Source organism: Rathayibacter sp. VKM Ac-2927, from assembly GCF_022815525.1.
In the GTDB taxonomy this organism is placed as follows: Bacteria; Actinomycetota; Actinomycetes; order Actinomycetales; family Microbacteriaceae; genus Rathayibacter; species Rathayibacter festucae.
The window spans coordinates 126,585-141,641 of sequence record NZ_JALGRT010000005.1; the positions used below are offsets into that span (position 1 = coordinate 126,585).

Consider the following 15,057-nt stretch of genomic DNA (forward strand, 5'->3'; position numbering starts at 1 on the left):
GTAGCTCAGAACCCACTGCCGACCAAAGCCCGGGTTCAGAGCTAATCAAGTCACCACCCTCGCGGGAGGCTTCTCTATGCCCGAAAGATTACACGACGGGCTGAGAGATTCAAGGATGAATCTTTCAGCGAGCCGTCACGGCTCGTCGACGCTCGGCGGCGACGCATGGTCACTGACCCGTCGACTCAGCCCGCGCGACACCGTCCGGACGATGCGTCGCGACGCCTACGGGCGCCTGGACGAGAACGCGTACCCCACGGCGTTCCTGGTCTCCGCCGTTGCCCCGAGTACCCCCTGGGCGATCTACCTCGCGGACTCCGCCGGCGTCTTCCGACTGCTCTGCTTCGACTTCGACGGCAAGGACTCACACGGGGTCGACCCCGACCTGATGGAACAGGCCGTCGATGACTGCGACGCACTCTCGGCTGTCCTCGATGAGCATCAGGTTTCTCACGTCGTGTGCGAGTCCTCCGGCACCGGGGGCCGCCACCTGTGGATCGCCGTCCGTGGCGGTGCTGCCGCAGCCGATGTCGACCGGTTGGCGACCGCTGCGAAGGCGAACTTCCGCACGCTGGATCACGGCATGCTGCACAACCCGCGCACGGGTGCTGCCCGCCCTCCCCTGTCTCCTCATCGCGACGGCAGCCTGTCGACGCTGCTGCGAGGCCGCGTCGAGGATCTGCTGGAGCCGGTCGTACTGCCGGCTTCGCTGCTCGCGGTTGCGGCCGTCCTGGAAGCGACGCCTTCGGGGCGCCGCTACTTCGCGCCGACTCAGGACGCGGTCGTCTTGCAGCACCGCACTCATCGTGCGCTGAGCGCTGCGGGTGCGGCCCATATGGCTACCGCCGGTGGTGGCGCGAACCCGTCGTGGACCGCGTTCATGTGCCTGCTCTCGGCCGCGCACGCCGGCTGGACACTGACCGACGTCCAGCACGCAGCCCAGACCGCGCCCGGAATGGAGCACTACCGCACGAAGAACACCGGTCGAGGTGGCCGCCGCCCTCGAGCGCGTGACGAGGCCGCCTCGCGACTCAGTCGCCAGTGGGAGAAGGCGCTCGAGTTCGCGTCCCTGCACGCCGTACTTCCCTCCCAGCGGGAGCCTCGCGATCTGACGGAGCTCGAGGGCATCATCGGGGCCGTTGGCGATCTCCTCGAGCGGTTCCGGGTGAACCCGGGCCGATGGGGTCGCACCGAGCGCGCCACCTCCGAGCGGACAGTCCTCACCGCCCTCGCATACCTCTCTCTCCACACCGGCAAGCGCACCGTCGCCGCCTCCGTCCGCGATCTCGCCCTGCTCTCTGGCCTTGGCCGCACTACCGCCGCCAGCGCACTACGGACGCTCCGCGAGGACGGCTACGTCCAGCTCATCGCCCGCGCCGACGGCAGCAACGCGAGCGAATGGCGCTTGACCGGGCCACTTTCCACAGGTCCCAGCACGGTTCGGACACATCCACTCAATAACCCCCGCCCCCCGGGCCAGGTTTTTTCGGAGCGAGCGGTGATCCTCGACCGGGTCGAGAACGAACTCACCGACGCTCGCCACGATCTCTTCACCCGCCCAGGCCTCGGACATCTCGCTGGGAAGATCTACGCGCTGCTGCGCCGCGAAGCGTCCGTGACCGTCGACAGCACTGCGCGGATGCTCGGAGTGACGGCCCGAACTGCCGCCACAAACCTGTCCCGACTTCGCAGCCACCGCCTCATCGTCAAGCACACCGATGGATGGAGACGATCCCTTCGCGACTTACGCGTCACTGCAGCACGAGCTCTCGGCGTCGACGGGCTTCTCGAGGACCGCGCCCACCGTTACAGCATCGAACGCGAAGTCTGGGCCTGGTGGCAGGCCGAGCTCGCGCATCGCTCGTCCGCACCAAGAGCACGCCCTCGACGACCGCACATCACCAGTCGCCCCCTGTTCGACGACTCCTCCGCCGGAGAACGGGTTTGGCCGCTATACCCTCGTGACGCCGCCGGCCGAGGCGATCACCGAGAAGCCCTCCAATGGGGACGCACCGGCATGCTCGCCCCCGGTTCCCTCTGGTGGTCCTCCACTGCCGCTTAGCTTTCGGCTGCTGTCCGACCGTCGACACCTGTGCACCTCGATCGGTGTCGACGCGCGGAACCACTCCCCCACTGTCCTTGGTTTTCGATCGAGCTTTCAGATCCTCCGAGCGGCACCCACGCCGTCTTAAGCAAATGTTCGGAGCGCGCTGAGACGGTCAAATATGGGTGACGACCGTTGAACGGATCTCGATCTCGGCGAAGGACGCCGTGAGACTCTGGTTCCTCGTATCCGCGGACGCCGTCGTATCCGAATACCTCTCCCCCGGCGGCGTGATCCTGCGCGCCGAGAATTCGGAGTACCAGCCGGTCCTCGTTCCCGAGTTGACCGACTTCCAGTTCTTGGACGTCGTCGCCGTCGGCGTGCACCGGTTGCACCGTGTGCTGTGAGCGGCGCATCGGTGGGGTCGACGTGAACAGCTTCCCCGTGAGCTGCGGCGGTTCTTCGACCCCAGGCTCGCCGGATGGCCATCGTCGTGCTCTCGAACAAGGACGAGTGCGTGTTGGCGCGCGCGGATCAGGTGAAAAATGTCCGGACGGAAAACGGGCATGCCGTGGTCCACGATCGAGCCGCTGATCCGCTCGGGCCGCCTCACGAAGGGGGCGCAGGGTCGAGTATCGACGAGCTGTACGCGGAACTCACCGGCCGGGTGATCGAACTGCTGGGCCGCTACTCGGACTGGCAGCAGGTGCGCTTGGTCGACGGGTCCTTGTTCGGCGTCGACGGCGATGTCGCCGAGCGGCGAGGACCAGCTGAGCGGTGCGCGCCGCGGTCGCCAGGAACGTCGGGCGGCGCGTGTAAGCCGGCGGACTTGTGCGACTCAGGCCCTGCGCTGATCAGGAGGGAGCAGGTGCTGTCCGTCTGAGCGCAGCGCGCCTCCCACCGGCGGCCGGCGCACGGGTCGGTGACAAGGAGCGTGTTCGCTTCGTTGTCGTTGTTCGCGGGCGCACCGCAAGATTTCGGCGGTGGGCTCGCCGGCTTCCCGGTCCCCACTGACTACCCGGTGGTGATCGTCCCGTGTTGCGACCAGGACGCTGCGCGCTCGTCTGCGCGAGGGGGTCGTATCGTCGGGTCGGCGTCATCCTCACCGACCTCTCCCCCAAGAACTCCCACGTGTTTCTCGGCGTGGTCGACACAGCCTTCGACACCAAAGGTTTTGGGCCGCCATCGACTCGGTTCCTAAACGCCATGGTCGGAGGGCAGATGGTCTCGGGCTCGCTGGGACCTACAGAGGACCCGTTTGCGCGATGAGCCGCCGCTCGCTCTCTCTATATGCCAGAACACGCTGGGCGAACCGCGCTCCGCGCGGCACACTGGCGACGCCGTACGTTCGCTAGCTCTAGCTTGGCCTCGTTTGTTGCAGGCAACGCCTGGTGGTGAATTCCGAACTCTGTAACTACCAAATGCACAGACTTACAACGCCTCGGACTGCTGGTCCGAACCCTTTCGTGCTGTGAAGTCTCGAACTCTGTAACTACGGCAGACGCGATCTTCCGGACTATTGACCTAGCTCAAGTTCCGAACTCTGCAACCTCCGAATCTACGAAGTCTGTACTGATGTCACGTCGGTGGGGCGTTGGATGGCTGGTCGAGCAGATATCGGCCGTGGGCAGACCACTGATTCGGCTGTTGAACGGAAGAAACAAAGTCACGAACTCTGCAATCCGCATTTCCGGCCCGGCAAGATTCCATTCTCTGCAGAACGCGTCGGGGTTTCTACAGAGGTCCAGACTCTGTAAGTCTGTTAGTGGCCGAATCTCGCTGGTGGTTTGCAGCCAGAGCAAGAGCGCGCGATCTCGTGGTGGCTTCGACGGGCACGAGCCTTGCGCGGAGGGTACAAACATGCGGAGTCTGTAAGTCTGTCAATGTAATACGAGCTCGCACGCGTCTTGATCCGCCGCATCGTCGAAGGACAGGAATCAATCACTCGTAAGTTACAGAGTTCCGGAATCCGTGTCATCCGAAGGTCCGTAGTCTGTAACTACGGAAGTCGAAGGGCCTGTGATGAGCATCGTGCAGAGCAGCACGCCCAGCGGTGGACTTGTGCGCGGTATGGCGTAGATGGCTCTCGACGACTTGACGGAGAACCCGAGCCGACCGGGTTTGGCGCCGAAGGTACAAAGACACAAAGTCTGTAGGTTGGTTAAACGGCCCAAGCTGGCTCGCATCGCGATCGGCCGCATCGACGAAGGGGCAAGAGCTGTTGACTCGCAAGTTACAGAGTTCCAGGGTCGCCGGCCGCGCCGGAGTTTGGTAGTCTGTAACTACGGAAGTGGGAGGACCATTTATGCGTATCGTGTCCCTGGCGAATCAGAAGGGCGGGGTCGGGAAGACAACAAGCCTGATGAACCTGGCGGCCGTCGCTGCCAAGAACGCACGAGTGCTGGTGGTCGATGTCGACCCTCAGCAGTCGACCACCATGTGGGCGGCTCGGGCGGGGGAGAAGCTGCCCTTCGATTTCGCGGAGAACACTGACCCGAACACGCTCACGCGTCTGCGGGAACTGCCGTACGACGTCGTCTTCGTCGATACGCCAGGCAATCTGACTGACACGGCGATCCTCGGTGCCGTTCTCGACGTCTCCGACTTCGCGATCGTGCCGATGGTTCCAGAAGCGCTTGCTGTCGATCCGACGCGCAACACGATCAGCCAGCTCATCGAGCCACGGGGCGTTCCGTACCGGGTCTTGCTCGGCAAGGTGGACATGCGTGTTCCGAACCTCCTTGAAGACTGGGTCAAGCTGGTGGATGTCAGTCTTGGGCTCCCTCGCTTCAAGCAGCACATACGGCAGTACAAATCAATCAGTGACTCACCTCTCACCGGGGACGTGGTAACGCAATACCCCGACACCAGACAGACCGCCAACGCGATCTACGACTACAACGCAGTCGCCCTGGAGCTCACCTCCATCTGGGCGCACTCGACCCCGAGGAGCTCCTGATGGCCCGCCAAGATCTCAGCGCGATGCTTTCCACGCCCCGCCAGGGGGAATCGTCGCCCACTCCACCTGTGGCAGCAACGGAGCCGGCGGAGTCCGCCGAGCCGTCGAGGTCCGCACGGGTGGAAGAGGCTCCTGCATCTCGTCAGGCGCCGGCGGGGGAAGCCGGCTACCGGTCCTTCGCCAGGAAGGAGACGAGGGTACGAGACGATCAGTACACCGCACTGACCGCACATGCACGTCGGCTAACTCGAACCAGGCCTGCCGGAACGGAACGAATCACGGAGAACACCCTCATCCGGGTGGCGATCGACCTTCTTCTCAGGGAGAGCGACCGGATCGCGGGCGCGTCGGAGGCGGAAATCCGAAAGTCCGTTGGTCTGTAAGTAACAGACTTTGAAGAAAGTGTCGCGCCGGTGGTCAGGCGGTGGCACTGCCTTGCACCCGGGCGCTGGTGTCGAGCGTCGCGACGGCTCTCTCGCGCGGACGAGGGAAATCCGGCCACCTTCCTTCGACGTGAGCTTCACCGAGGGTCGCGGATCTGGTCGATGCGTCCGCCAGTGAACGGGGTCGACATAGCGTGCGTTCTCGGAGGAGTGGTTGGTGAGAATCGAGACGAGCACGCCGGACCTGCCTAGTGCGTTTCACAGACCTCGGGTGGGTAAATGGTCACATCATGGGTCTAAATTTAGGATCACGATAATTGCGATTACCGCTACTAGGCTCCGATGAGCGCTCGATGACGTTCGAGGCGGTTTCGAGGGCGAGGAGGCGGCCGTGAGGCTCGAGGATCAGTTCGACGGGCCCTTCGAGGGCCTTCTGGCTGCACCACTGGATCTCGAGGCGATCGCGCTCGAGGTTCACCAGGTGCGCACCGCGGAGTGGTTCGACGCTGAACAGGCGCCCGACTGGAGTGTTCTCCTGCGGTCCACGGCCTTACTGCGGACCCCTATGCCACAGCTCGTCGATCGAGTTCGGCTACTCGAGCAGGTCGCTGATGGGCGGGTGCCCCACCGCAATCACGGGACCTGCCCGCAGGGCGCTGCCGACGCGGCCTCTCGCGACAGTGCCTGCCGCGCCTGCCAGATCCTCGGCGCACCGCGAGTCTCCTGATGCGTGAGCTTGAGGACGATCAAGCACGGGTCGTCGTTGCGCCGGCGTCGGCTGTAGGGGAGGTGTCTGCCGCCGTCCTGCAGCTGGGGGAGGCGTCTATCGCGGGGAACACCCGGCGCGCCTACCAGGGGGACCTGCGCTCGTTTGTGGCCTGGTGCGCGGCGGCCGGTCGGCCTCATCTGCCGGCGTCACCGCAGACGGTCGCCGAGTATCTGGCCGACCGCGCCGGGCTCCTGAACGCGGCGGGGGAGTGGCGGTACGCACCGTCGACCCTCGCGCGCGCGCTGGCCGCGATTAACGCTGCCCACGCCGAGCAGAACCTTCCTCTCCCCGGGCACAGCGCTCTGGTCACCCGAACGCTGCAGGGCATCCGCCGCGACCGTCAACGCCCCATCCGGCAAGCGGACCCGCTCGTGCTCAGCGATATCCAAGCTGTCCTGGACCGCATCGACGTCACCACCTGGCCCAACGGCGCCGCCGGCGTCAGAGACCGGCTGCTCCTCCTACTCGGCTGGGCCGGGGCGTTCCGGCGCAGCGAACTCACCGACCTCCGAGTGGAGGACGTCGTCCGGCATCGCGAGGACGGACTGCACGTGTGGGTGCGGCGCTCGAAGACCGACCAGGTCGGGAAGGGCCTGATTAAGGCGGTCCCGTGCGGGCGGGAACCGCTCACCTGCGGCCCCTGCGCCTGGATGCGCTGGCTACGGATTCTGGCAGCAGCGGAGGAGGGGCGCAGCGCGGTCATGCGAGTGCTGTTCACCGATGACCCGACGGTGCACCTGTGCCGCGGCATTGTTCCGGCTCTTCACGGAGGCACACCGCTGTTGCGGCGGATGCACAAGAGCGGCCTGCCCACCGAGAACGCGCTGGCCTCGCAGTCGGTGAACCTGATCGTCAAACGCCGCGTCAGCGCAGTCGGCTTCGACCCCGCCCGCTACAGCGCGCACTCACTGCGGGCCGGATTTGTCACAGAGGCCCTGCGCCAAGGAGCGACCACACACGCAGTGATGCGCCAGACCGGACACCGCTCCGCCGCGACCGTGGAAATCTATGCCCGTGAACGCGACCCTCTGACCGGCAACGCGGTGACGGCGCTGGGTCTATGACCCCCGTCGACATCCTCGAGCAGCTGCCTGTTTCGAGCCGCGCGGCATGGCAGTTGTATCTGGATTGGTGCGCGGCGACCGACGCGGTCGCGGTTCCGGCGACGTTGGCGCAACTGGGGCGGTTCTTTGCTGCTGTTCCAGCGGCACCCGGCACGGCGATCACGCGAGTGCGGGCACTGCGTCTTGGCCACCTTCTTCTCGATGCGCCATTCCCGGTCGCGACTACGGAACCTACTCCAGCTGTCCGGGTCGGCGCTGGCTGGGCGAGTGCCACGCACGCGTTGCAGGCGATCCCAATCACCCGCTATCCGGCGGGTCTGATTGGCCGCCGGGACGCTTTCCTGCTGCTCCTACTCGACCAACTTCATCTCACTCGAGCCCAGGCTCGATTGGTCGTTGGAACGGATATCGCGGTGGAGGAGCCCTTCACCATCGCCGGCGCGATCATCGAAGGCGTGGACGATGCGGCTTCATGCTGGCGATGCGTGATGACCCGGTGGCTACGCGCTCTGGGGCCGGCCGCATTGGGGTTCCGGTACAGCGTCCGGGAGATACTCGACCCCACTCTTCACAGCGATGCCCACGACTGCGCCACCGCCGTTCCGGATGACTGGCGGACAGCGCCGACTCTTCTGCCTGCCATCGATCAGCACGGTTGGCTCAATCCGCAACGTCCGCTCAGCACTCGGGCGATGTCGACCATCACCGCGCACCGCCAGAACGCGACCCTGCTCCCGGCCGACAACTATCTCCGGCCACGCCTGACACCCTCAACGTCGCACTCCTTGCAGGATCTCGCCGACGGGTACGACGACATCGACGTACGCCTCGCCGTCCTGTTGCAGAGGACGGCGACGCTTCTGGCCGACAACGGCGACGCTTCTGGCCGACAACGACGACATTCACCCGAAGTGATCGGTGGCTGCAGGCGACGCGACCGATACACCACTCCGAATTTGTGACTCCTCAGTAGATCGAGGTGGAGTGGGGTGCTCTCGGCTCTGCCGTGATTCAGGGCCGAGAGCGGCAGCGCGCCCGGAGTACCCACGGCATTGCGCTGCGCGGCGTCATCGAAGCCCCCGCTTCTCGGCCGCACCGCCACAGTAGACCCGCCGTCGCATACGTTCGCGACACGTCGTCGTTCGGACGAGGTGCGATCCGTGCAGTGCAAGTCAATGGAGGGAGTTCTTTTCTGCGGGGAGCTTCTCAGCGGCAGCGCTGCGCGGCCTGGCTGGCGGTGACCAGGTAGGCGCAGGTGGGCTTGGCGGTACCAAAGGTGCCTGCGGTGTTCGCGATCGGGATGCCGACGAGGGAAAGTCCGTAGGCGGCGGCAGCGCCTGATCCGCGGACGGTGATGATGGTGCTTGCGGGGCCGGTGTCTCCGGCGAAGGTGATCGTTGCTGGTCGGGAGGGTGTTGCAGCTGCCACGAGTCGACCGTCGATGGTGAAGGCGGGACCTCGCCAATCCGGGCGGACGGTGAGGGCGGCGCTGGCAGGGAGGGTGAGGGTGACGCCGCGAGGAACAGTGAGCCCTGCTGTGTCGGTGAGTCCGAGTCCTCCGATCTCGTATCGCAGACCTCGGGTGGGGACCGTCCAGGATTCCGCGAGGCTGCCTTCTAGTGCGATGTAGTCACGGTCCCCATCGGTCGCGGTGTTCGTGGCGAAGTCGCGCGGGTGCAGGTTGGGGGCGGAGAGAGCGATCGCGGGTTGGAGGCCGAGTGGCTCTTCGGGGTCAAAGGTGGCGCCGATGACGGTGTTGTTGCGGACGGTGAAGGGTCCGGAGTAGGCAGCTGAGACTTCGAGGCGCCCGCCGGTGAGGGTGTTCCCGGTGATCGTCGCTGAGGTCGGGGCCGCCGGCTGCTGCCATCCGAAGCGGTGAATTTGGAGGTCGCCGTCGATGGATGAGTCGGTGACAGTGGCGTCGCCATGACCGCGCGCGATGACGCCGACGGTGGTGCCGGTGACAGAGGAGTTCGTGAGTCGGAGTTCGCTGACGGCGTCGATGCCTGCGTAGCGGATGTCGGTGTGGTCGAGGGCGAGGGAGATACCGCCGAAACCTGTGCCGATACCGTTCCAGTAGTCCGAGCGAGGCGGGGCGGAGGCAGTGTCGATGGCAGGGCCGACCGTGTCGTCGGACGCGGCCGTGAGGACCACCGGCGCGTCAGCGGTACCGGCCGAGACGAGAGATCCCTCGACTTCCAGGCCGGCGTAGGGCATGAATTTCACGACGACGCCCTCGGTGATGGTGAGCTGCGCATCGGCGGCGACTGTGGGGCGAGAGTCCACGAGGTAGACGTCCGCGTCGGCTCTGCTCCAGATCGTATCGGTGGTGATGTCGCCGGAGACGACGACGATTCGAGGCGCGGCCTGCGCTGATGCTGTTGGCGCGACGACCGCTCCCAGCGTGAGTGCTGCGGTCAGGACGATGAGTGAGAGGCGAGAAGGGGCAGACGAAGAGGGTGTAGCAGGTTTGCGAAGGGTGATCATCGGGAGCTTCCTGTTGTGGTTGTCGAGGAGTCAGCGCGTGTTGGAGGGGTCGATGCCGACGGCACAAGTCAGTAGGGGACGAGCAAGGTCAGGACTGACGGTTCGTAGCCGGGCGCCGTGACGACGAAGGTGGCAGAAGCGGGCGGCTGAGTGTCCTCCGGGAGGCTGCTCTCCAGATACATCAGCAGCGGGTAGGTTTCGTCGTCCTCGTTTCCGGCGGTACCCGGTGGGACGTCCAAGTAGTAGACGAACGAGAGGGTGTCGTCGGTGAGGGGGCCGTAGTCCCACGTGCCGGCGAGGCCGCTGAACCCGGAGAACCAGAAATCGGGGCCTTCTTTCAGTGACACCGTCAGTGTTCCGGCGGGGATGGTCGCGTCGCCCAGGTTCGTGACCCAGAAGATGTAGAAGGAGATGCGGGTCCCCTGGGAGTACAACTCTGGGCCTGCAGAGCGCACCGATAACTGCTTGAGCGTCGCGGACGCTGATGCGGCGGGAGCACTGATTGCCGCGACGATGACAGGTGTCGTCCAGGCGGCTGTGACCACTGATCGACGGCTGACATTCGGTTTCATCGGGTCTCCTCGCTGAGGTATCAGTGCACGGATCAGCTCGGGTGTGAGCGTCCCGGAGTATCTGGGTGCGCGGCTCACCTTAGAAACGATGCGTCGCGGTGTCTGTCCGCGGATCGACGTCACCCCGGGGACGACAGGGACGGTCGACCGATCGGAGGACAGGTCCGTGTGCGCCTTGCCGTCCTGGTCCGTGATGAGCAGAGTGGTCCCGGCGGGAACGGGATCTTTGCCGTGGCGGTGGGAGACTGCGTGATCACAGTGGTGGTGGGAGATGACCATCCGGTCGTACGCGCAGGACTGGTACACCTACTGACGTCCTCGGGCGGAATCGATGTTGTCGCCGAGGCCGACGACGGGCCCGGGCTGGTCGAGATGATCGCGGTGCATCGGCCCGCCGTGGCGCTCTCCGACTTCCGGATGCCGGGTTTGGACGGAGCCGCCGTCGCAGAGACGGTACGACGCCGGGGGATCCCGACTCGCGTCCTCGTGCTCTCCGCCTACACCGAACCGGCCATCATGTTCCGCTGTGTCGAGAGAGGCGCGGCAGGCTTTCTCTCCAAGGACGCCGATCGCGCGACGATCGTCGCAGCGATCCATACAGCAGCAGACGGCGTTGATGTTCTTCCTGACGAGTTCGTTCCCGCGCTGATGGAGCAAGTGCGGCACCGCCGCAGCAGCGCCCCCACAATCGATCTAAGCCCCCGTGAGCAGCAGATCCTCACGGCGATCGCTGCGGGGAAATCGGCCCCCTCGATCGCGCTGACCATGCATTTGGCTCCTTCGACCGTGAAGACGTACCTGCAGCGGCTTTACGAGAAGCTCGGCGTCAACGACCGCGGAGCAGCCGTCGCCGAAGCCATGCGGCGAGGGATCCTGCAGTGACCGCCCGGATCCGACCTCTCTTCACCGCCGATATAGCGACCACCGCGTCCGTGCACCGGGTCACTTCGATGCTTCGAGCGCTGTTGGTGGTGCCCTTGAGCGTGCTCGGCGTGGTCGTTCATGATCCTGATGCCCCCGACGCCCGATACCCGTTGCTCGTCATGGGTTTCGGAGCTTGGGCGCTTCTCAGCGTGTGGTGGTCGTACCGTCGCCCCATCCCTCGGTGGGCGGGGCCCGCGAGCGTGCTCACAGACTTGGGGCTGCTCGCCGTGATGGCGGTCAGCTCCGATGGCGTCACCTCGTACATCACCCCCGTCTTCTACCTGTACCCGATCTTCACCGTCTTCTACTACCGGCCCGCGCTGACAGCAGTAGTCGGCACCCTCATCGCTGGCAGCTACGCGGTCGTCTGGCACCAAAACCTGGCCGTCAACGGCGGACCCACCGTGACAGGCATCGTCTGGCTCCACTTCCTCCTCCTGATCTGGATGACCCTCACCACCACCGGGCTCGCCCTCGTCCTCGCCCGCCGAGCCCTCGCCGACGCCGAGACCAGGTCCCTCCAAGAAAGCCTCACCGCACGGATGATCTCCGCCGAGCAACAGCACGCTGCGCGCCTCGCGGACGACCTCCACGACGGCCCCCTCCAGGACGTCATCGCCGCCCGCCGCCTACTCGAAAGCCTCCAGCCGAACGCAGCCGACCAGGCGCAGCTCGCCGCCGCCGCCCGCCTCCTCAGCACGACCACCCAGCAACTGCGCGGAGCAGTCGCGACCCTGCACCCCCAGGTACTCGCCCAACTAGGTCTCGAAACGGCAATCCTCGAACTCACCCGACGCCCCGGACGCCCCCTCACAACAGTGACAATCACCGCACTTCCACACCTCGAGGACGACCTCGCCTACGTGCTCTACGCAGCAGCCAGAGAACTACTCGCCAACGCCGACAAACACGCCCAAGCCACCCACATCATCCTCGACCTCGTCGGCACCACTCACGAAGTCACTCTCACCGTCAGCGACAACGGCTGCGGCCTCACGACCACCAACAGCAAGACCCACATCGAAGCCGGCCACATCGGGCTCGCCTCACACGCACTCCGGATCCGCGACCTCGGCGGTCACCTCGCCCTTCACAATCGACACCCCCAGGGAACCATCGCCACCATCACCCTTCCCCTTCCGACAGCCACTGCCACCGAAGCAATCGACCGGATCGGGAAGCCAGCACCTCCGTCGAAGTGAACAACAACGAGGATGCCGTTCATTACGCGAAGAACCAGCTCAGGTCCAAGGAGCCGTGCCGGCGCTTGCAAGCGTGCTGACGAGTACATTCGCCACTCGAGAACGGTTTGGTCTGCGGGGGCCGTTAGCCTGCGGGTGGCGACGTCGTTGGCGCGCTTGAGGTGGGGAGATCGGCGTCGTGGCATCTGAGAGTGGCGGGTTCGCCGTTGCCGCGTTTGAGCCGTTGGGGTTGGGGCTGCATGAGCGGGTGGACGAGTTCTCGTCTCTGCTGCTGTCTGCTGTCGCCGATCATGTTCCTGGCGAACATTGGGCGTGGTTGCAGCGGCGCTACCGGGAGATCGTGCCTCTCGTGCTGCCTGCTGCGTTGCGTGCGGTGGAATTGGGGGAGCTGCTCTCCGTCGAGTGTTTGGAGAAGCTTCGCGGTGTCGCGGCGCGTTCCGCCGCCGACCCGGAGGTGCGTCTGGGCGTCGCGTTGCGCGGCGCGGTTCCTGCGCTGCGGGTGTTCTCGCTGGTGTTGCAGACCTCGACGAGGATCGATGCGCGGTGTGCGGTGCTTGCGATGGCGCGGGCGACGCATGTCGCTCACGAACTGGGGTCGTGCTGGATCGAGGCGTGGACCGGGCACCTGTCCCCGCCAACGGCAGGCCCGTCCCTTCAGATGGCGGCGCATGACGCGGGGGACGTATCGAGACCGCCCGGTCCGGTGGAGCTCGTCGTCGTGGATTCGGAGCTCGAGGAAGCCGAGGAGCGGATGCTGACTCTCACGGCCTACGGGCTCTCGAACGAGGGCATCGCGAAAGCCACAAGCTACAGCAAGCAGGCCGTGGGGTGGCATTTATCGCGATTGATGAAGGCGTGGAAGGCCCCGAACCGGACCGCGCTGGTGACCATGGCGTTCGTTAAGGGAGTCATCGTCCCGCGCGTTCCGCGGACCCGAAGCCGTCGTGCGCTCGAGGCGCCACCGCTGCCGTCGGAACCATTTGACTGAGAACGGTGTGCTCGCCGATATCGCTCGGCGAGCACACCGTTGTCGGTGCCGACTGGATCAGGCGGGGACGCGGAAGTCCTCGTCGCAGCCGACCTCGTCCTGGCCCTTCTCGGTGTAACCGTTAGGGACGGTGCGGGTGACGTTGTCGATGTAGTGCGGTTCGGTACCCACCAGGACGCTGCCGTCGTTGTTGGTCTCGTATACGTTGATGTCCACGCGGATACGACCAGTCTGGTCAACGAATCCGGTACCCAGGGTGACCGCGGCCTTGCGGCCAGGGTTCGCGGTGATCTCGTCCCGGCGCTCGTTGGTGACGGTGCGGGTCTGCGAGTACTCACCGCCTCCCTCGATCTTCAACACCTCCCACAGCTCCAGTCCGACACCACCTCCGGCCTTCCACGTTTCGGAGAACGAGCGGACATTACCGATCGTCGACTTGATGCCCGTGGTCGTGCCGGCGTTGCAGTTGCTGACCGGCTCGCCGTACCGCAGCCACTCGACGTGCTGCTCGCCCTCGCTCTGCACCTCGAACGTGCAGTCGCCCTCCGAGCCCTTGGTCTGACTGGTTGGTGCGTTGTTGCAGATCTTCTGCAGTTCGTCGTCGGTGTAGAAGTCGTCCGCGGATGCTGCCGCTGCGGGCACGAGAGTCGCGCCGAGCGCGAGAGCTGCTGCCGCGGCGAGTGCTCCGAGTCCTCGTCGCGCGGTCTTCGTCGTGTTCGTGCTGCGGGTGTAGGTACTCATAGTCCCTGTCCTCTCGCCGATGCTTCCGATTCAGCTACTCCAGCCCGTCGTGTGCAGGCCGTGACAAACACCCTGCCCCGCGCTCTCGCCTCACGCCGCATCCCGAGCGCCCTGTTAGTCGATCAACTCACACATCACCCGCTGTACCGCCTACCTGCTCCGCAACGCACGACGGAAGGCAGCACGAGCCGCTGGCGGGGAGTGGCCATGGCGCCACTGTGACACCGGACTGGGACTGCCCCCAACGCGCGAACCGCTCTACCGTGGGGCTGGGAGTGCCCGGCTTCGCCGCGGCGGACCCCCGCCACTCGCCCCGGGTGGCTGAGGGACCGCCAGTAGCCCCCGGCGCGCTCTCCGTTTCGCGGCCCGCCGGGGGCTATCCGTGGCGCCGCTCATCCAAGCGTCAACGGTGACGCCGCCCTAGTGGGCGTCGTCGTACGCTTCCTGAACCGCCGCAGGAATGCGGCCGCGGTCCGAGACGCTGTGCCCGTTCTCGCCGCCCACTCCGAATTTGTTTCAACCGCTCCGGGTCGCTCGCGCTCGCCGGGACGCTACTCGGCGCGTTCTGCGACCTCAGTGTCACCGCCGGCTGCGACCACGTGATCGTGCCGCTGCGCCCGACGACGAAGCCGCACTACCCGCTGACCCCGATCGACATCTACGCGGCGTGGCCCAGGGAGGACGGGCTGCCGGTGGACCTGGCTGCGCACGCACGTCCGTATGGGCGCGACGGTCCTCGACGTCGCTCCTTGGTCGCAGGTGATGACCGGCAGCGTCGCCCAGTGGGAAGAGTGGACCGGGATGGTCCTGCCGGCGTCAGGGGAGAACGTGATCCCCGACGGCCTCTCGAGGCTGTGCGTAGACCGCGACGCGGACAAGGGGATCTACGTCAAGCCGAATATCTGGGTGCAGCACCGCTGAGCT

At 65.7% G+C, this 15,057-nt stretch carries 14 protein-coding genes; 11 read left to right on the forward strand and 3 right to left on the reverse strand.

Annotated elements, in window-relative coordinates; translation table 11 throughout:
• Positions 1-115 precede the first annotated feature (115 nt).
• The 7 genes from MT353_RS15435 (at position 116) to MT353_RS15465 (ending at position 8,181) form a co-directional block, all read left to right on the forward strand.
• Positions 116-2,062, forward strand: coding sequence for a hypothetical protein (locus MT353_RS15435; RefSeq protein WP_243625137.1), 1,947 nt, complete (start codon positions 116-118; stop codon positions 2,060-2,062).
• 167 nt (positions 2,063-2,229) lie between these two features.
• Positions 2,230-2,451: a hypothetical protein gene (locus MT353_RS15440; protein ID WP_243625138.1), complete on the forward strand. Its 222-nt coding sequence runs from the start codon at positions 2,230-2,232 to the stop codon at positions 2,449-2,451.
• Between the two features lie 74 nt (positions 2,452-2,525).
• Complete coding sequence (locus tag MT353_RS15445; RefSeq protein WP_243625139.1) at positions 2,526-2,927, forward strand: hypothetical protein; 402 nt, start codon at positions 2,526-2,528, stop codon at positions 2,925-2,927.
• Positions 2,928-4,349: 1,422 nt separating this feature from the next.
• Positions 4,350-5,003: a ParA family protein gene (locus tag MT353_RS15450; RefSeq protein WP_243625140.1), complete on the forward strand. Its 654-nt coding sequence runs from the start codon at positions 4,350-4,352 to the stop codon at positions 5,001-5,003.
• Between the two features lie 774 nt (positions 5,004-5,777).
• A complete protein-coding gene (locus tag MT353_RS15455; RefSeq protein ID WP_243625141.1) occupies positions 5,778-6,113 on the forward strand; it encodes a hypothetical protein in 336 nt (111 codons plus the stop codon).
• A complete protein-coding gene (locus tag MT353_RS15460; protein ID WP_243625142.1) occupies positions 6,113-7,219 on the forward strand; it encodes a site-specific integrase in 1,107 nt (368 codons plus the stop codon). The genes MT353_RS15455 and MT353_RS15460 overlap by 1 nt, the downstream gene beginning before the upstream one ends.
• The gene (locus MT353_RS15465; protein ID WP_243625143.1) at positions 7,216-8,181 is read left to right on the forward strand and encodes a hypothetical protein; all 966 of its coding nucleotides are present in this window, start codon (positions 7,216-7,218) and stop codon (positions 8,179-8,181) included. The genes MT353_RS15460 and MT353_RS15465 overlap by 4 nt, the downstream gene beginning before the upstream one ends.
• Positions 8,182-8,425: 244 nt before the next feature.
• Here MT353_RS15465 and MT353_RS15470 read toward each other — a convergent pair whose 3' ends face one another.
• Both MT353_RS15470 and MT353_RS15475 read right to left on the reverse strand, forming a co-directional pair.
• Positions 8,426-9,706, reverse strand: a complete 1,281-nt coding sequence (locus MT353_RS15470; protein WP_243625144.1) for a hypothetical protein — start codon at positions 9,704-9,706, stop codon at positions 8,426-8,428.
• 68 nt (positions 9,707-9,774) lie between these two features.
• Positions 9,775-10,278 carry a hypothetical protein gene (locus tag MT353_RS15475; RefSeq protein ID WP_243625145.1) on the reverse strand — a complete coding sequence of 168 codons (504 nt, stop codon included), beginning with the start codon at positions 10,276-10,278 and terminating at the stop codon, positions 9,775-9,777.
• 168 nt (positions 10,279-10,446) lie between these two features.
• Between MT353_RS15475 and MT353_RS15480 the strand changes: the two genes are divergently transcribed.
• The 3 genes from MT353_RS15480 (at position 10,447) to MT353_RS22025 (ending at position 13,392) form a co-directional block, all read left to right on the forward strand.
• Positions 10,447-11,160, forward strand: coding sequence for a response regulator transcription factor (locus MT353_RS15480; RefSeq protein ID WP_243625146.1), 714 nt, complete (start codon positions 10,447-10,449; stop codon positions 11,158-11,160).
• A complete protein-coding gene (locus tag MT353_RS22020; RefSeq protein WP_243625147.1) occupies positions 11,157-12,404 on the forward strand; it encodes a sensor histidine kinase in 1,248 nt (415 codons plus the stop codon). The genes MT353_RS15480 and MT353_RS22020 overlap by 4 nt, the downstream gene beginning before the upstream one ends.
• A 178-nt stretch (positions 12,405-12,582) precedes the next feature.
• Positions 12,583-13,392, forward strand: a complete 810-nt coding sequence (locus tag MT353_RS22025; protein WP_243625148.1) for a LuxR C-terminal-related transcriptional regulator — start codon at positions 12,583-12,585, stop codon at positions 13,390-13,392.
• Between the two features lie 57 nt (positions 13,393-13,449).
• On the opposite strand, the gene MT353_RS15495 is transcribed toward MT353_RS22025, so the two are convergent.
• Positions 13,450-14,133, reverse strand: a complete 684-nt coding sequence (locus MT353_RS15495; RefSeq protein WP_243625149.1) for a hypothetical protein — start codon at positions 14,131-14,133, stop codon at positions 13,450-13,452.
• A gap of 720 nt (positions 14,134-14,853) precedes the next feature.
• Here MT353_RS15495 and MT353_RS15500 point away from each other — a divergent pair.
• On the forward strand, positions 14,854-15,054 hold the full coding sequence (locus MT353_RS15500) for a hypothetical protein (RefSeq protein WP_243625150.1): 201 nt from the start codon (positions 14,854-14,856) through the stop codon (positions 15,052-15,054).
• The last annotated feature ends 3 nt before the right edge of the window (positions 15,055-15,057 follow it).